Annotated in this window: 13 protein-coding genes and 1 pseudogene; 9 read left to right on the forward strand and 5 right to left on the reverse strand. The window is 70.5% G+C overall.

Translation table 11 applies throughout. The features are described 5' to 3' along the window. Positions 1-216 precede the first annotated feature (216 nt). The 7 genes from pcaDC (at position 217) to V3W47_RS03235 (ending at position 7,713) form a co-directional block, all read left to right on the forward strand. Complete coding sequence (gene pcaDC, locus V3W47_RS03205; RefSeq protein WP_331823723.1) at positions 217-1,422, forward strand: bifunctional 3-oxoadipate enol-lactonase/4-carboxymuconolactone decarboxylase PcaDC; 1,206 nt, start codon at positions 217-219, stop codon at positions 1,420-1,422. Then, positions 1,419-2,132 carry a protocatechuate 3,4-dioxygenase subunit beta gene (gene pcaH, locus V3W47_RS03210; protein WP_331823724.1) on the forward strand — a complete coding sequence of 238 codons (714 nt, stop codon included), beginning with the start codon at positions 1,419-1,421 and terminating at the stop codon, positions 2,130-2,132. The genes pcaDC and pcaH overlap by 4 nt, the downstream gene beginning before the upstream one ends. Further along, positions 2,132-2,764, forward strand: coding sequence for a protocatechuate 3,4-dioxygenase subunit alpha (gene pcaG / locus V3W47_RS03215; RefSeq protein ID WP_331823725.1), 633 nt, complete (start codon positions 2,132-2,134; stop codon positions 2,762-2,764). Before pcaH ends, pcaG begins: the two co-directional genes overlap by 1 nt. A gap of 216 nt (positions 2,765-2,980) precedes the next feature. Beyond that, complete coding sequence (gene pcaB / locus V3W47_RS03220; RefSeq protein ID WP_331823726.1) at positions 2,981-4,327, forward strand: 3-carboxy-cis,cis-muconate cycloisomerase; 1,347 nt, start codon at positions 2,981-2,983, stop codon at positions 4,325-4,327. Next, a complete protein-coding gene (locus V3W47_RS03225) occupies positions 4,324-5,610 on the forward strand; it encodes a thiolase family protein (RefSeq protein WP_331823727.1) in 1,287 nt (428 codons plus the stop codon). Before pcaB ends, V3W47_RS03225 begins: the two co-directional genes overlap by 4 nt. Then, positions 5,607-6,959, forward strand: a complete 1,353-nt coding sequence (locus tag V3W47_RS03230; RefSeq protein WP_331823728.1) for a 3-oxoacid CoA-transferase — start codon at positions 5,607-5,609, stop codon at positions 6,957-6,959. The genes V3W47_RS03225 and V3W47_RS03230 overlap by 4 nt, the downstream gene beginning before the upstream one ends. Positions 6,960-6,981: 22 nt before the next feature. Next, a complete protein-coding gene (locus V3W47_RS03235) occupies positions 6,982-7,713 on the forward strand; it encodes a DUF1345 domain-containing protein (RefSeq protein WP_331823729.1) in 732 nt (243 codons plus the stop codon). A 115-nt stretch (positions 7,714-7,828) separates the two neighbouring features. On the opposite strand, the gene V3W47_RS03240 is transcribed toward V3W47_RS03235, so the two are convergent. Further along, positions 7,829-8,182 carry a hypothetical protein gene (locus V3W47_RS03240; RefSeq protein WP_331823730.1) on the reverse strand — a complete coding sequence of 118 codons (354 nt, stop codon included), beginning with the start codon at positions 8,180-8,182 and terminating at the stop codon, positions 7,829-7,831. A 155-nt stretch (positions 8,183-8,337) separates the two neighbouring features. On the opposite strand from V3W47_RS03240, the pseudogene V3W47_RS03245 reads away from it, so the two are divergent. Together V3W47_RS03245 and V3W47_RS03250 are read left to right on the forward strand one after the other, a co-directional pair. After that, a pseudogene (locus V3W47_RS03245) lies at positions 8,338-8,499 on the forward strand (DUF1345 domain-containing protein); the annotation flags it as partial. A gap of 134 nt (positions 8,500-8,633) precedes the next feature. Continuing rightward, positions 8,634-11,267 carry a glycoside hydrolase family 9 protein gene (locus V3W47_RS03250; RefSeq protein ID WP_331823731.1) on the forward strand — a complete coding sequence of 878 codons (2,634 nt, stop codon included), beginning with the start codon at positions 8,634-8,636 and terminating at the stop codon, positions 11,265-11,267. A 28-nt stretch (positions 11,268-11,295) separates the two neighbouring features. Here the strand turns inward: V3W47_RS03250 and V3W47_RS03255 are convergent, their stop codons facing one another. The 4 genes from V3W47_RS03255 to V3W47_RS03270 all read right to left on the reverse strand — a co-directional run bounded on the left by V3W47_RS03255 (position 11,296) and on the right by V3W47_RS03270 (position 16,055). Next, positions 11,296-12,147, reverse strand: coding sequence for an IclR family transcriptional regulator (locus tag V3W47_RS03255; RefSeq protein WP_331823732.1), 852 nt, complete (start codon positions 12,145-12,147; stop codon positions 11,296-11,298). A gap of 186 nt (positions 12,148-12,333) precedes the next feature. Next, a complete protein-coding gene (locus V3W47_RS03260) occupies positions 12,334-14,199 on the reverse strand; it encodes a bifunctional sugar phosphate isomerase/epimerase/4-hydroxyphenylpyruvate dioxygenase family protein (protein WP_331823733.1) in 1,866 nt (621 codons plus the stop codon). After that, positions 14,196-15,110: a shikimate dehydrogenase gene (locus V3W47_RS03265; RefSeq protein ID WP_331823734.1), complete on the reverse strand. Its 915-nt coding sequence runs from the start codon at positions 15,108-15,110 to the stop codon at positions 14,196-14,198. The genes V3W47_RS03260 and V3W47_RS03265 overlap by 4 nt, the downstream gene beginning before the upstream one ends. A 147-nt stretch (positions 15,111-15,257) precedes the next feature. Then, positions 15,258-16,055: an IclR family transcriptional regulator domain-containing protein gene (locus tag V3W47_RS03270; RefSeq protein WP_331823735.1), complete on the reverse strand. Its 798-nt coding sequence runs from the start codon at positions 16,053-16,055 to the stop codon at positions 15,258-15,260. Between the last annotated feature and the right edge of the window lie 170 nt (positions 16,056-16,225).

Below are 16,225 nucleotides of genomic sequence, written 5' to 3' on the forward strand. Positions count from 1 at the left end.
GACGGGAACCCTCCTCGGAGCGGCGCGGGGCCTCTGCCCACGCTAACAGTGCAGGGGGAGGAGGGTCAGACCCTTGTTCGGCAGGAGCGAACAGCCGCCTTCTCGTGGGGGGGCAGACTCTTTATGGTGGGGCGGACCGTCCAGACCATCGCCCCCAGTGACTCCGCTCTGCCGAGTCGCCCGCTGGGGAGGAGCCGTTCATTCCAAGAGGCCCCCATGTCTACTCCCAGCCCACATCTTCCCTCTCCCACCCCCCGCTTCCTGACGGTGGGGGACGTGACGCTCCATGTGCGGCGGGAGGGGATCACGACCGGCCTGCCCCCAATCGTCTTCCTCAACTCGCTGGGAAGTGACCTGCGTATCTGGGACGACGTGGTGCCCGCCGCCCTCCGGCAGCATCCGGTCGTGCGCTACGACAAGCGGGGGCATGGGCTGTCGGATTCTCCCGCCGGGCCGTCCTCCATCGCGGACCACAGCCGCGACCTGCTGGGACTGCTGGACGCGCTGGGGGTAGAGAAGGCCGTTCTCGTCGGCGTGTCGGTCGGGGGGATGATCGCGCTGGATTTCGCCTCGCGGCACCCGGAGCGGACGGCGGGACTGCTGCTGTGCGATACGGGGGCGCGTATCGGGAGCGCGGAGATGTGGGAGGCACGCATCGCAGATGTGTGGCGGGAGGGGCTGGGGGCCATCGCCGACCGCATCCTGTCGCGCTGGTTCACACCGGAGTTCTTCGAGACACGACCGGACGACGTGCGGGGCTGCCGGAACATGCTCACGCGCACCCCGGCGGAGGGGTACACGGCCACCTGTGAGGCCATCCGGGACGCGGACCTGCGGGAAGCTGCCCGGAGCGTCCGCGTCCCCGTCACCGTCCTCTGCGGCGACACCGACCTCTCCACGCCGCCGGAGGTCGGGCGGGAACTTGCCGAATTGCTGGGGGCACCCTTCCACCTGATCGGGGACTGCGGGCACCTCCCCTGCGTGGAGCGGCCAGCGGAGACGGCCCGGCACCTGCTGGCCTTCCTCGACAGTCTGTCTGCCTCCTCCGAAGACCGCTACGAGCGGGGAATGCGGGTGCGCCGTTCTGTTCTGGGAGACGCGCACGTGGACCGGGCGACGGCGGGCATCACCGACCTCGACCGCGACTTCCAGACCTTCATCACCGAGTACGCGTGGGGCGGGCCGTGGTCGCGGGGGCACTTCGACACGCGCACGCGGCACCTGATCACGCTGGCGGTCCTCGCCGCGCTGCCGCGTGAACACGAACTCGCCATGCACCTGCGCGCGACCGCGAACACGGGCGTGGACGAGGCGGACCTGCGCGAACTGTTCCTCCACGTCGCCATCTACGCGGGGGTGCCCGTCGCCAACCGCGCCCTGCAACTCGCCAAACAGGCCCTGAACGAAAGGAGCGACCCATGACCACCGAGAAGCCCCGCCCACGCGCCCCGTCCGTCCACCCCGCCCACCTCCACGAGCCGTACACGAGCAGCGTGAAGCGGGCACCGCACGAACTCCTGATGCCGCTGCCGCACACGCTCGCGGACGAGACCGGACCCGTCTTCGGCACGGACCGCATCCGCCCGGACGACGGCGACACGACCCGCAACGGGCGGGTGAACGGAGAGCCGCTGGGCGAGCGCATCCTCGTGCGCGGGCGGCTGCTCGACTCGGCGGGGAGGCCGGTGCGCGGTGCCCTGATCGAGACGTGGCAGGCGAACGCCGCCGGGCGCTACATCCACAAGCGCGACCAGCACGACGCGCCGCTCGACCCCAACTTCACGGGCACGGCACGGATGCTCACCGACGAGCACGGGGAATATCAGCTCGTCTCCATCCGGCCCGGCGCGTACCCGTGGCGCAACCACCACAACGCGTGGCGGCCCGCGCACATCCACTTCAGCGTGTTCGGCGTGAACTTCACCCAGCGCCTCGTGACGCAGATGTACTTTCCCGGCGATCCCCTCCTCGCCTACGACCCGATCTACGGCGGCATCCCCGACGAGAAGGGGCGGCGGCGGCTGATCTCGCGCTTCGATCTGGACCTCACGCAGCCGGAGTGGGCGCTGGGCTACCGCTTCGACCTCGTGCTGGGGGGCGACGCGCAGACGCCCTGGGAGGAGGCGCACTGATGCCCCTCTCCCCCGAAACGTCCAACATCCCCGCCGAGGTGTTCGGCCCCTCGCCGAGCCAGACGGTCGGGCCGTACTTCCATCAGGGCCTCGTCTTCGGGCAGGGTCTCGTCCACGGCGAGGAGAACGTGATGGTCTCCCCCACCAGCCCGGCGGCGGGCGAGCGCATCGTGTGGCGCGGGCGGGTGCTCGACGGCGACGGCGAGCCGGTCCCCGACGCCCTCGTGGAGGTCTGGCAGGCCGACGCCGCCGGGCGCTACCGCCACCCTGCCGACCCCGAACACGCGCGGGCCGACCCGCACTTCCGGGGCTTCGGGCGCTCGGACACGCGGCATCCCGGCCATACCTTCGTCTTCCAGACGATCAAGCCGGGGGCCGTCGTCAGGCCGGGCCAGCCCACCCTCGCCCCGCACCTGCAAGTCTGGGTGGGGATGCGGGGCCTCCTCACCCACACCGTCACGCGCGTCTTCTTCGGCGACGAGGACAACTCGGCGGACCCGGTGTTCGCCAGCCTTCCGGCGGAGCGGAGGAACACCCTCGTCGCGCGGCGGGAGGAGACGCCGGGCGGCGTGGTCTATCACCTCGATCTTCGGATGCAGGGCGAGGGGGAGACGGTGTTCTTCGATGTTTGAGGGGGAGGATGGGGGCCGTGCTTCGCGGCTTTTCCTCGGGGCCAGGCCCGTTCACCCCCTCCCAGCCTCCCCCCTCAAGGGGGAGGAGTTCAAGAAGCTGGGGCTTGAGCATCTTTTGCCCCCTCTCCCCTTGCGGGAGAGGGCTGGGGAGAGGGGAAACGTGGCGGCAACTCCACAGCTCAGCCTCCCAACTCCCCACCCCCCGCAGGCCCACCCATGACCTTCACCCCCCTCGACTCCACCCTCTACGCTCCCCTCTTCTCCTGCCCGCCCGTCGCGGAAATGTTTTCGGACACAGGGCAGCTCCGCTCCATGGTGGAGGTGGAGGCGGCGTTGGCGTCGGCTCAGGGACGGTTGGGAATCATCCCGGCAGAGGCGGCGGAGGCGATCACCCGCGCCGCGCAGAGCTTCCAGCCCGACCTCCCCAAGTTGCAGGAGGGCGTGGCCCGCGACGGCTTCCCGATCATCGCGCTGCTCGCGCAACTGCGCGCCGGGCTGCCCGCCGACCATGCGGAGTTCGTCCACTGGGGCGCGACGACGCAGGACATCATGGATACGGCGCTCGTGCTGGCGCTGCGGGACGCGCTGGCGGTGATGGAGGGGTCGCTTCAACTGCTGATCGAACAGCTCTCGGGGCGGGCGGACGAGCACCGCCATACCCTGATGGCCGGGCGCACGCACTCGCAACAGGCGCTCCCGATCACGTTCGGGCTGAAGGTGGCCGGGTGGCTCGCGCCCCTGCTCCGTCATCAGCAGCGGCTCCGGGAACTGCGGCCCCGCCTCCTCGTCGTGCAATTCGGCGGGGCGGCAGGCACGCTGGCGGCGCTGGGAGGAGATGGCCTGCGCGTGCGGGCCGAACTCGCGCGGGAACTGGGATTGGGTGAGACGCCGCTGCCGTGGCACACCGGGCGCGACACGCTGGCCGAACTCGCCGGGTGGCTCTCCGGGGTCACGGGCAGCCTCGGCAAGGTGGGGCAGGACATCCTGCTCCTCGCGCAGTCGGAGGTCGGGGAGGTGCGCGAGTCGGGCGACCCGTCAAAGGGCGGGTCAAGCACCATGCCGCAGAAGAGCAACCCCATCGGGAGCGAACTCCTCGTCGCCGCCGCACGGGCCAACGCGGCGCTGCTCTCCGGGGTCCACCAGGCGCTCGTTCAGGAACACGAGCGGGCCACGCACGGCTGGCAACTGGAGTGGCTGACCCTGCCGCAGATGGTCGGCCTGACTGCCGCGAGCCTGGAACGGGCGGCGGGGCTGGCCGGGGAGTTCGCCGTCAATGAGGCGCGCATGGAGGAGAACGTGCGACAGTCCGGCGGGCTGATGCTCTCCGAGGCCGTCACCTTCGCGCTCGCCGGGCCACTTGGACGGACGGCGGCGAAGGCGCTCGTGAAGGAGGCCGTCGCGGTCGCCATGCGGGAGGGACGCCCCCTCGTGGACGTGGTGCGGGAGCGGACCGACGCGCCCGTGAACTGGGACGCGCTGACGGAGCGGCATTATCTGGGCGTGACGGATGAGATGATTGACGCTGTACTCCAAATCGCCACCACCGAGGGGAGGTCCCCGTGACCCAGGCTGTTCGAGTTCAGGAATTGCAAGACCGTGATGTGGTCATCGTCTCCGCCGTGAGGACGCCCATCGGGGCCATTCGCGGCTCTCTCTCCACCGTCCGACCGGACGACCTCGCCGCCCTCGTGGTGCGCGAAGCCGTGAGTCGGGCGGGTGTTCCCGCCGACGGGATCGAGGAGGTCATCCTCGGCTGCGCCAATCAGGCGGGCGAGGACAACCGCAACGTGGCGCGCATGGCCGCCCTCCTCGCCGGGTTGCCGGAGACGGTGGCGGGATTGACGGTCAACCGCCTGTGCGCGTCGGGCCTGAGTGCCGTGAACACCGCCGCCCGCGCGATCAGGAACGAGGACGGCGACATCTACGTGGCGGGCGGCGTCGAGAGCATGACCCGTGCGCCCCTCTCCATGCCGAAGGGCGGGCAAGCGTTCGCCAACGGCAACGTCACCGCCTACGACACGACGCTGGGCTGGCGCTACCCGAATCCGGCGATGGAGGCGATGTTCCCGCTGGAGGCGATGGGCGAGACCGCCGAGAACATCGTGGGGCGCAGCCGCGAGGGGACGTATGCGGGCGGCGAGATCACCCGCGAGGACCAGGACGCCTTCGCGCTGGAGAGCCAGCGGCGGACGGTGGAAGCGCTGAACGCTGGGTACTTCAAGGACCAGATCGTGCCCGTCGAGATCAAGGGGCGCAAGGGCGTGACCCTCTTCGACACGGACGAGCACCCCCGGTACAAGCGGGACGGGGACACGTTCACGGTGGCGACGGACGAGGGCACGCTGGCCGGACTGAGGCCCGCCTTCCGCAAGGGCGGCACGGTGACGGCGGGGAACGCCTCCGGGCTGAACGACGGGGCAGCGGCGCTCGTGCTGATGAGCGCGGCGAGGGCGCGGGAACTCGGCGTGACGCCCCTCGCCCGCTGGGTCGGCGGGGCGTCGGCGGGCGTGGACCCCCGCGTGATGGGGCTGGGGCCGATTCCCGCCACCCGCAAGCTGATGGAGCGGCTGGGCATGGACGTGGGTGAGGTGGACCTCGTGGAGCTGAACGAGGCGTTCGCCGCGCAGTCCCTCGCCTGCATCCGCGAGTTGGGGTTGGACCAGAGCAAGGTGAACGTCAACGGCGGTGCCATCGCCCTCGGCCATCCGCTCGGCATGAGCGGGGCGCGGCTCATCGTGGCGCTGACACACGAACTCGCGCGGCGGGGCGCACGGACCGGCCTCGCCACCCTCTGCGTCGGCGTCGGACAGGGCGAGGCGGCGCTGATCGAGCGGGTGGAGGCATGAAGCGCGTTCCCGTCATCACCCCGCAGGAGGCCGCCGCGATGGTGGGGAGCGGGCAGACCCTCCTCGTCGGCGGCTTCGGGATGACCGGCAACCCGGTCCACCTCACCCACGCGCTCGCGGAGTTGCCCACCCGCGACCTTACCTACGTTGCCAACAACGTCTCCGAGCCGGGGCTGGGCGGCGGGCGGCTGCTCAGGAATGGGCAGCTCAGGAAGGCTGTCGGCTCCTACTTCACCTCCAACCCGGAGGCCGTGCGGGCGTATCAGGCGGGCCAGCTCGAAGTCCAACTCCTGCCGCAGGGCACGCTGGCCGAGGCGGTGCGGGCGGGCGGGGCCGGGCTGGGCGGCTTCTACACCCCGACCGCCGCCGGAACCGTGATCGCCGAGGGGGCCGACGTGCGGACACTGGACGGGCGCGAGATGATCTTCGTCCCGGCCCTGCGCGGCGACGTGGCCTTCGTGCGGGCGTGGCGGGCGGATACGGCGGGCAATCTCCAGTACCGCCTGACCGAGCAGAACTTCAACCGGGCGATGGCGACGGCGGCGGACCTCGTGATCGCCGAGGTCGAGGAGATCGTGGAGGTCGGGGAGATTCCGCCCGAGCAGGTGCACACGCCCGGCCTGTACGTGGATTACCTCGTCCAAGCCCACCTCACCCCGGAGAATCTGGGCAGCAGCGCCGACGTGAAGGGCAGCGCCAAGCGGGTGGACGAGGCGCGGATGCACATGGCCCGCCGCGCCCTGCGCGAACTCCACCCCGGTGACGTGGTGAACCTCGGCATCGGCATTCCCACGCTCGTCGCGGACCTCATCACGCCGGAACACGGGGTCAACCTTCACACCGAGAACGGGATGCTGGGGGTCGGTCCGGCCCCGGAGGACGGTGGGGCGCTCTCGTACCCGGTGAACGCGGGCAAGATTCCGGTGACGGCGCTGCCCGGCGCGAGCTACTTCGACTCGGCGGACTCCTTCGGCATGATTCGCGGGCGGCATGTGGACGTGGCGGTGATGGGGGGGTTGCAGGTGGACGAGGCGGGCAATTTGGCGAACTGGGCGGTGCCCGGCAAGCCGCTCCTCGGCGTGGGCGGCGCGATGGACCTCGCCAGCGGGGCGAAACGCCTCATCATCACCATGACGCACACCGACCCGGACGGCACACCGAAGATCGTCCCCGAATGCACCCTGCCCCTCACGGCGCGCGGGAGCGTGGATATGGTGATCACGGACAAAGCCGTGTTCGAGTTCGTGGACGGTCGCCTCACCCTTACCGAGCTGATGCCGGGCGCGACACTGGAGGCCGTGAGGGCGGGGACGAGTGCGCGCTTCGCGGAGGCGCTCAGGGAGGACTGAACGGGCGCGGGTAGGATAGGGCATGGGTGAACCCGCCCTCCGTTCCAACGCCCGCCATCCGCGCTGGGGCCTACAGATTCTCGGCGACTACGAACGGGTGGTGCTGGCGACCCTGGCGGACGTGCTCGTCTCTCTGTGCCTGATCCGGCTGGGCGTCAACTCCGTCGTGGCGCTGATGGCGGGCTTCGACGCCTTCTGCGTGGTGTACCTCGCGCTGACGTGGGTGCTGATCGGGCGGCGGTCGGCCTCGGCGACGCGGGCGTGGGCGCTGGGGCACGCGGCTCCCAAACCGAGGTGGCTGCGCGTGTTCAACGCCGTCTTCTTCTGGGGGCCGGTGACGGGGCTGGGGTTCGTCGCCTCCTTCGCGCTGGCGGCGCTGGGGACGGCGGTCTTCCTGCTGCCGCTCGTCGCCCGCGCGCAGACTCCGGCGGCGGGGCAGGCCCTGCTCCTGAGCGTGGCCGCCGTCGTCGGGGCGTGGTTTTGCATCCACACGGCCTACGCCCTGCACTACGCGCTGCTGCACTACCAGGAGGACGGCGCGGCGGGCCTGCGGCTGCCCGACGGTGCCCCGCCCGCCCTGTTCGACTTCGCGTACTTCGCCCTGACGGTGGGGGCCACCTTCGCCACCTCGGACATCGAGGTCTGGGGCCGTCCCCTGCGGCGGGCGATGCTGACCCACGTCGTCCTGTCGTTCTTCTTCAACACGACGCTGCTGGCGCTGACGCTGCAACTGTTCTTCGCGCGGTTGGAGTGACCACGGCGCACCGCTGCCGCCCCTGGGGAGAGTCCTCCCGCATGAGCGCGAAACCTTCCACAAGCTGCCCTCTCGCTGCGGCGCTGGCCTCACGCACGCCACCGGAACGCCGAGGTCAGCGGGGCGGGTGGGGGCCGTTTCCCAGGTCGAGGACGTACACGAACAGGTTCACCCAGTCGGGGTCGAGGTTCTGGAGGTGGACGACGTTCCCGGCCTCGTCCAGCCCTTCGAGCGCGACCCGCTCCCCGCGCACGCTGAGACCCGCCGGACCGTCTCTGCCCGTGTGTGGACCGGGGAGGTACACGGTGCGCCCGTCCGGGAGAACGGCGTAGGCGCTGAGCCGGGTGCGCTCCAGCCCGCCCATCACCACGGCGGACCACAGGGGCGCGACGCGGCTGGGATTGATGGGGCCGACCGTCACCCCCTGAAGCAGGAGCTGGACCCAGGCTTGCTCATCACCGCTCGTCACTCGTCCTCCTTCCGGGTACGGGCCTTCCGGGATGCCGCACCGTCCAGCATGGTCCGAAGCCCCACGGCCTTACTTCTACCCTTTTTTCTCTTTTCGCGGCGCGTCAGGCCCTACCCCCTCTCCTCCCGCCGCCCCGGTGCCCGCCGCAGCGTCGCCTCCCCGTCCTGTTCGACCCCGCGTCTTTCCTCCTGACTGTGGGGGCCACCTTCGCCACGTCGAGTATCGAAGTCTGGGGCCGTCCCCTGCGGCGGGCGATGCTGACCCATGTCGTCCTGTCGTTCTTCTGGGGCACGACGCTGCTGGCGTTGACGCCGTAACTGTTCCTCGCGCGATTGAAGGAGGGGGTCATCCCCCCCATCCCTGTCTTCTCAAAGGTGGAGGTGGGAAGCTCCGCTGTGTAAAACTACACAAACTGATGCCTCGCCCCCCCGAACTTCCCCGAAAAGACCGCGTGTTCAAGAAAGCCCATCTTTCCACGACCCTGCTGCTCGTGGCCCTAACGGTCACGTCCTGCCGGGTCACGTCCGGGCAGGAGCAGGGGCCGGTCGAGGGCGACACCACGTCGCCTACTGTCACGCTCGCGGCGAGTGCCGCCGCCGTTCCCGTGGGGAGCGACCTCACGCTGAACGCCCAGGCGACCGACGCGGGCGGGGTCACGCGGGTCGTGTTCTACGACCGGGGCAAGAAGGTAGGCGAGGACCGCACGGCCCCCTATCGCCTGGGCGTGCGGGCGACCCCGGCCCTGAGCGGCGAGCACACCTATACGGCGCAGGCCTTCGACCGCAACGGCCAGCACGGCCTGTCGGGTCCCGTGCCGGTCGCCCTCGGAGTGGGCAATCTCCTGAGCAACAGCGCCTTGCGAGAGGGCAAAGCCCCCTGGTGGGTAACGGGCGATGCGGGCCTCACCCTCGGGAACGGCGAGGTGTGCTTGAAAATCGGCACCCCCGGCAGGAGCGAGTGGGACGTCATCTTCGGGCAGAGTGGGCTTGGGCTGATGCGCGACGCGCGGTACACGGTTTCCTTCACCGCCCGTGCGGACGACCCTACCGCCCTGCGCGTCCTGTTGCAAAAGGACCGCTCACCCTACCCCACCTACTTCAACCGCCAGGTGACGGACATCGGCCCGTCGCCGAAGACCTACCGCTTCACCTTCGCGATGACCGGGGCGAACGACGCGGAGGCGTCCTTGCAATTCAAGCTGGGCGGGCAAAAGGCCACCCGGCTGTGCCTGAGCGGATTGACGGTGCAGGGGCCGGGGTTCGGGCCGGGCATCCCGGCGGCCCCCGTGGACAGCCGGTCCGCCGTGCGGGTGAACCAGGTGGGTTATCTGCCCGGTGCCCCGAAGGTCGCGGCGGTCGCCCACGACTCGCCCGTGCCCCTCGGATGGGCCTTGCGCGGCGCGGACGGCAAGGACGTCGCCTCGGGCCTCACCCGTGTCTTCGGGGCGGACGCCGTGTCCGGCGACTTCGTACATCAGGTCGACTTTTCGGAGGTCCAAACTCCCGGTGACGGGTACGTGCTGGAGGTCGCCGGGCTGCCCAGCCACCCCTTCCGCATCGCGGCGGACCTGTACGCCCGTCTGAAATACGACGCGCTGGCGTACTTCTACCACAACCGCAGCGGCGTTCCCATCGAGGCCAGGCACGTTGGGGACGCCAAGTGGGCCAGACCCGCCGGACATGTCGGCGCGGCGGGGCGCGGCAACGACCGCGTGACCTGCTTTTCCGGCAAGGACGGCAAGGGCAACACCTGGCCGGGCTGTGGGTACACGCTGGACGCGGTGGGCGGCTGGTACGACGCGGGCGACCACGGCAAGTACGTGGTGAACGGCGGCCTTTCGGTCTGGACCCTGATGAACCTCTACGAGACGACCAAGTATCTCGGGGGAGGCCCGGCCTTCGCGGACGGCAAGCTCCGCATTCCCGAGAACGCCAACGGGCGCAACGACCTGCTCGACGAGGCGCGCTGGGAGATGGACTTTCTCATGAAGATGCAGGTCCCGGACGGCCAGCGGCTCGCCCTGCCGGTCGGCGACCAAAGCGGGAACGTCTCCCGGCTGCGATTGAGCGATGTGGACGCCTCCGGCATGGCCCATCACAAGCTGCACGGCGTGGGCTGGACGGGACTGCCTACCCGGCCCGACCAGGACCGCCAGACCCGCTTCCTGTACCCGCCCTCCACGGCGGCGACCCTTAACCTCGCGGCAACCGCCGCCCAGTGTGCCCGTGTGTTCAAGGGGGTGGACGACGCCTACGCGGGGCGCTGTCTCCAGGCCGCGCGCCGGGCGTGGGCGGCTGCCGGACGCCTCCCCAACATCTACGCTTACGACAACTTCGAGGGGGGCGGGGCGTACGACGACACCGACCTGCGCGACGAGTCCTACTGGGCCGCCGCCGAGTTGTACGCCGCCACCGGGGAGGAGGGCTATCTTCAGGCGCTGAGGAGCAGTCCGATGTTCCTGCAGGCATTTAAAGGGAGTACCACCCACACCCTCGCCTGGCGGGAGGTGACGACGGCGGGCACCATCACCCTGGCGCTCGTTCCAGGCCGTCTGCCCACCGCCGACGTGACGCAGGCCAGGAACAACCTGGTTGCGGCGGCAGACACCTACGCCGCCGAGGTGGCGGAGCGCGGGTACGGGCTGCCCTACAGCTCTCCCCGGTACGACTGGGGATCGAACGGCAACCTGATGAACCGGGCGCTCCTCCTCGGCCTCGCCCACCGTCTGAGCGGTGCAGTGAAGTACCGTGACGCCGCGCTGGAGGCGTTGAATTACGTCCTGGGGCGCAACCCCCTCGACCGGTCGTACGTCTCCGGGTACGGTGAGCGGGCCTTTACCAACCCCCACCACCGTTTCTGGGCACATCAGGCGGACCCCGGCTTTCCCATCCCGCCGCCCGGTGCCCTGTCCGGCGGGCCGAACTCCAGCCCCGATCAACCCACCTCCACCCTCCTCCGGAGCCGTTGCGCGCCCCAGACCTGCTATGTGGACGATATCGGTGCCGCCTCCGTCAACGAGACGGCCATCAACTGGAACGCTCCCCTCGCCTGGGTCGCCACCCTGCTCGACGAGACGGGGCGGTAATCAGCCGGGGCGGGTGGGCCGGGGCCGCTCACCCCTCCCGCCGTCCCGCCGCCCCCCGCAACGTCGCCTCCCCGCCGACGAGATGCCACGCCAGCCCGCCCTCCCCGCCGAGCGCAGGATCGTACCCGCCCCGGCGTGAGGCGGCATCGGTGGCGAGACGCAGTTGCGCGGTGAGGTGCCGCCGGGTGCGCCCGAAGCGTTCGGTGGCGCTCGACACGCTCATGGCGGCGATGACCTCGCCGTTGGGGTCGCGGATGGGTGCGGCGACGCTGCACACGCCGAGGCTACGTTCCTCGATGGAGAGGGCATAGCCACGCTCGCGGGTGCGGGCGAGGTCGGACAGCAGTTCGTCGCGGCTGACGATGGTGTTCGGCGTGTACCCGCGCAGCCCGCCGCTCCCCAGCCACCGCTCGACCTCCGAGAGGGGGCGGTGCGCGAGGATGATCTTGCCCAGGGCGGTCGCGTGCGGCGGCAGCGCGGCCCCGATGCGGGTGTTCGTCAGCGGGGCGTTGCCCTCCACCTTGTCGAGGCAGATGGCCTGCCCGCCGTCGAAGGCCGCCAGATGCACCGGCTCGCCCACGAGGTCGGCGAGGTGGGTCATCTCCTCGCGGGCGACCGCGCGCCAGGACGTGTGCGACATCAGCACGGCGTTCAGCGCCATGACCCGAAAGCCCAGGCGGTAGCGCCCCGTCACGAAGCGGTGGAGCAGGCCGATCTGCGTCAGCGTGGTGAGCAGCGCGTGGACGCTCGATTTGGACATGCCGAGCGCGCGGGCCGCCTGTGTCACGCCGATCTCGGGACTCTCCACGGTGAAGAGTTCGAGGAGTCGCCCCACATGCTCCACGGAGGCGACGGTGCGGGGGGTGGGTTTGGGGGTCATACGGCTTCGCTCAGTGTGACGAAATTGGGGGAGAGTGATCAGAGTGCGTTGGGCAGGCGTTGCCTGCCACCCCCCACCCGGCCTCCCCCGCAAGGGGGGAGGAGCAACAAGACGCTGCTCCGCTTCTGCTCACGGCTCACGCTCTCTGTTCTGCTGGTCGCTGGAAGCTGGCGGCTGGCCGCTCCCTCACCCCGCCTCCGCCCCGCCCGCCCGCAGCGCCCGGTGCGCGTTCATCCGCACGGCGGCGTTCGGTGCCCCGAAGCCCGCGTAACGGTCGCGCTGCACGAGTTCGAAGAAGAAGCGGTCCTGAAAGGTGTTCGTGAACGCCTGGCGGTACTCGCCCCCGCCGTCCTGGTCGTACAGCACTTGGGCGCGGCGCAGGGTGTCCATCGCCTCGTCGCTGAGAGGGAAACGCACCTCCAGGTCGTCGAAATAGTTGGGGGGAATGTCGAGGAGTTGGGCTTCTCTGCGGTCCAGCCGTTCCAGCGTCCCCACGAGGTCGGGCGTGGCGAAGGCGACGTGGTGGACGCCCGCCCCCGCGAAGGCGCTCAGGAAGCGGCCCGTCGCCGTGCGCCCGCTCTCCGAGACGTTGAGGGGAAAGCTCACCGTCCGGTCCCCGCTCACCATCGCGCGGCTGCTCACGAGGCCGTAGGGGTCGGGGAGGTCGTGTGGGGCCTCCGGGCGCAGGCCGAAGACCGTGCGGTAGAAGAGGACGAAGCTGCCGAGCTGGTCGGGCTGGAGGGCCTGGGCCACGTGGTCGATGCGGTCGATGCTCGCGGGGGTCGAGGAGTCGAGGGGTCGGAGGTCGAAGTCGTTGGCGTACAGCGCGTCCGCCGATTCCGGGTCCAGCAGGTAGAAGAGCATTCCGTCGGGCGAGCGCAGGGCGGGGAGGTACGCCTCGCCGGGGAGGGTGCGTTCCTCCCAGCGGGTGCAGAGCAGGGCCTGGGCGCGGTGCATCGCCCGCTCCGGGTCGTCCACCCGCAGGGCGACCGCGCACACCGACGGGCCGTGGACCTGCGCGAACTCGGCGGCGTGGCTGTCCGGCTCGCTGTTCAGGATCAGGTTCACGCCGCCCTGACGGTGGAGGGTGACGGCCTTCGAGCGATGCGTCCCCGCGTGCCCGAAGCCGAGGGCGTGCAGACGCCGCTCCAGCGCCGGGGCCTGGCCAGGGTCCACCGCGAACTCCAGGAACTCGAAGCCGTGGAAGACGGGCGGCGCGGGAAGGGTCGTCGCGCCCGCCTCCGCCTCCAGCCACAGCAGCGAACGCAGGCCGTCGTGCGCGATCAGGTACGCCGAGGCCGCCCGGAACTCGTCGTTGAAGACCTCCAGCGAGAGGGGGCCACCGTAGCCCGCCCGCAGCACCTCGCGGGTGAAGCCCGTCACGTCGAGGTCGCCCTGACCGGGGAAGTTGCGGTGGTGGCGGCTCCACGACAGCACGTCCATGCTCTTGCGCGGGCCGTCGGCGAGCTGCACGAAGAAGAGCCGGTCGGCGGGCACGGTCTCCGCCAGCCCGTCCAGCGTGTCCCCCACCGCGAGGGTGTGGAAGGAGTCGAGGATCAGGCCGAGCGCCGGGTGATCGGCCTCCCGCACGATGCTCCACGCCTGCCGCCAGCGGTTGACGTGCTTGCCCCAGGCCAGCGCCTCGTACCCGACCGTCAGGCCCCGCGCGTGAGCACGTTCGGCCATCAGGCGCAGGTCGGCGGCGGCGCGGGCGGGGTCGTTCAGGGCCGTCTCCTGCACGTTGCTGCACACGAGAATCTGGCGGGTGCCGAGTTCCTCCATCACGTCGAACTTGCGCTCGGCGCGGTCGAGGTTACGGCGCAGGAGTTCGGGGGCCGTCGCCTCGAAGTCGCGGAAGGGCTGGAAGAGGGTGATCTCCAGGCCCAGGTCGTCCGCGAGGCGGCGCACGTCGCGCGGCGTACCCGTGAAGTTGAGGAGGTCGTGCTCGAACATCTCCACCCCGTCGAAGCCGATGGCGGCGGCGGCGCTCAACTTCTCGGGGAGGGTGCCGCTCAGGGACACGGTGGCGATGGATTTCTTCAGCCCGGTCATGAAACCTGCGCCCCCGGCTCGATCAGGCGCTCGAAGTGCCGCAGCATCCGGTCCACATCCGGCTCGATGCCGGTGAAGAGGGCGAAGGCCCGCGCCGCCTGAAAGACGGCCATCCCGCCCCCGTGGACCGTGGCGCAGCCGCGTGCCCGCGCCACCCGCAGGAGTTCGGTCTCCAGCGGCACGTACACGACTTCGGCTACCCAGTGGTCGGGACGCAGGAGGTCAGCGGGCAGCGGCAGGCCGGGATGAGCGGCCATGCCCGTCGGGGTGGCGTGGATCAGGCCGCCAGCCTCCCCCATCGCCGCCGTGAGGTCGGTTCCGGCCTCCACCTGCTGGCCCGGAAACTGTGCCCCGAGCCGCGCCGCCAGCCCCTCCGCCCGCTCCCGGTCCTGATCGAAGAGGGTGAGCCGCCCGGCCCCCAGCCCCAGGATCGCGTGGGCGACGGCGGCCCCCGCACCTCCGGCCCCGAGTTGCACCACCCGTTCCAGCCGCGCCCCCGGTAGCCCCCGCCGGAAGCTCTGCCCGAAGCCCCAGCCGTCCGTGTTGTGCCCGGTGCGCCGCCCGTCCTTGAAGACGACGGTGTTGACCGCCCCCAGCGCCTCCGCGTCGGGCGAGAGGTCGTCGAGGTGCGGGATGACGAGCTGCTTGCACGGGTGGGTGATGTTCAGGCCGGAGAAGCCCATAAGTTGAGCCGCGTCGAGGAGCCGGGGCAGGTCGCTCGGCGTCAGCCCCAGCACGTCGAGGTCGAGGCGGCGGTACTGGCAGCGCAGGCCGTGCGCGTCGCCCTCGGCCTCGTGCAGCGCGGGCGAGAGGGACCTCCCGATGCCACTGCCGATCAGGCCGGTCAGGAGGCGGGGAGCGGTGGGATGCGTCTGGGTAGGGGTCGGGGCCGGGGTGGTGGGCGTGGTCATGGGGTCCTCCGGGGTCGAGGGGTCGAGAGGTCGAGGGGTCTAACGGTCTAACCGTCTGACGGTCTAAAGAGGGGTCGAGGGTGGGGAACTGGCGATTGGACGCTGGCAACTGGCGACTCTCGGTCCGCACGCCCGACGCCCCGGAATTCAGGCTCCCAGCAGGGGCCGCAGACTCTCGGCCTCCTGCCGCAGAAGGGGCAGATACCCCTCCACCATCTCCTCGCACGAGATGCGGCCCACCTGCGTGCTGATGGTCATGGCGGCGACCACCCGGCCCCCCGCGCCGCGCACGGGCACGGAGAGCGAGCGCAGGCCGACCTCCAGTTCCTGATCGGCGAGGGCGTAACCGTCACGCGCGGCGTCACGCAGGGACGTGAGCCACTCGGCGGGGTCGGTGACGGTGTGTTCGGTGTAGGGGGTCAGGGGGATGCGGTCCAGGTATGCCCGCTGATCGGCGGGGCCGAGTTCGGCGAGCAGCACCCGCCCCAGCGACGTGCAGTACGCGGGCAGACGGCTGCCCACCCCCAGGTCCGCCGAGACGATGCGCGGTGAGGAGGCGCGGGCGACGATCACGGCCTCGTCGCCGTCGAGGATGCACGCCGAGCACGATTCCTGGGTGCGCTCGCTGATGCGGGCCAGCGCGGGCTGCACGACGGCGGGCAGCGGCGAGGACGACAGATAGGCGTAGCCCAGCGCGAGGACCTTCGGCGTCAGCGAGAAGAACTTGCCGTCCCACGCCACGTACCCGAGGTGGTGCAGGGTCAGCAGGCAGCGCCGGGCGGTGGCGCGGGTCAGCCCCGTCTCGCGCGCCACGTCCGCCAGCGCGAGCCGCTGGTGGCGGGCGTCGAAGGCGCGGATGACCTGAAGGCCACGCGCGAGCGCCTGAACGAGATCACCCGTGGCCTCCTCGTCCGGGACGAGAAGCGGTGGAGCGGTTGGGACCATAGCTCCATCTAAGCATATTGTTCGCCAGACGAACAAGTGTTCGCAGGGTGGACGAAAACGGTTGACATTCTGCCTCTCCTGCTGTCATAGTGCGCTTGTCGAAAAAAAGTTCGTAGAGCGCACATCCTCAAGAAGCCTTCATCTTGCACATGTGCCTTGTTCGGCAGCCG

The organism is Deinococcus sp. YIM 134068 (genome assembly GCF_036543075.1).
Taxonomy (GTDB): Bacteria; Deinococcota; Deinococci; order Deinococcales; family Deinococcaceae; genus Deinococcus; species Deinococcus lichenicola.

Bases quoted from the DNA above. Each gene is read 5' to 3' on its own strand.
- pcaDC (WP_331823723.1), top strand. From the start codon at position 217: ATGTCTACTCCCAGCCCACATCTTCCCTCTCCCACCCCCCGCTTCCTG.
- pcaH (WP_331823724.1), top strand. From the start codon at position 1,419: ATGACCACCGAGAAGCCCCGCCCACGCGCCCCGTCCGTCCACCCCGCC.
- pcaG (WP_331823725.1), top strand. From the start codon at position 2,132: ATGCCCCTCTCCCCCGAAACGTCCAACATCCCCGCCGAGGTGTTCGGC.
- pcaB (WP_331823726.1), top strand. From the start codon at position 2,981: ATGACCTTCACCCCCCTCGACTCCACCCTCTACGCTCCCCTCTTCTCC.
- V3W47_RS03230 (WP_331823728.1), top strand. From the start codon at position 5,607: ATGAAGCGCGTTCCCGTCATCACCCCGCAGGAGGCCGCCGCGATGGTG.
- V3W47_RS03235 (WP_331823729.1), top strand. From the start codon at position 6,982: ATGGGTGAACCCGCCCTCCGTTCCAACGCCCGCCATCCGCGCTGGGGC.
- V3W47_RS03255 (WP_331823732.1), bottom strand. From the start codon at position 12,147: ATGACCCCCAAACCCACCCCCCGCACCGTCGCCTCCGTGGAGCATGTG.
- V3W47_RS03260 (WP_331823733.1), bottom strand. From the start codon at position 14,199: ATGACCGGGCTGAAGAAATCCATCGCCACCGTGTCCCTGAGCGGCACC.
- V3W47_RS03265 (WP_331823734.1), bottom strand. From the start codon at position 15,110: ATGACCACGCCCACCACCCCGGCCCCGACCCCTACCCAGACGCATCCC.
- V3W47_RS03270 (WP_331823735.1), bottom strand. From the start codon at position 16,055: ATGGTCCCAACCGCTCCACCGCTTCTCGTCCCGGACGAGGAGGCCACG.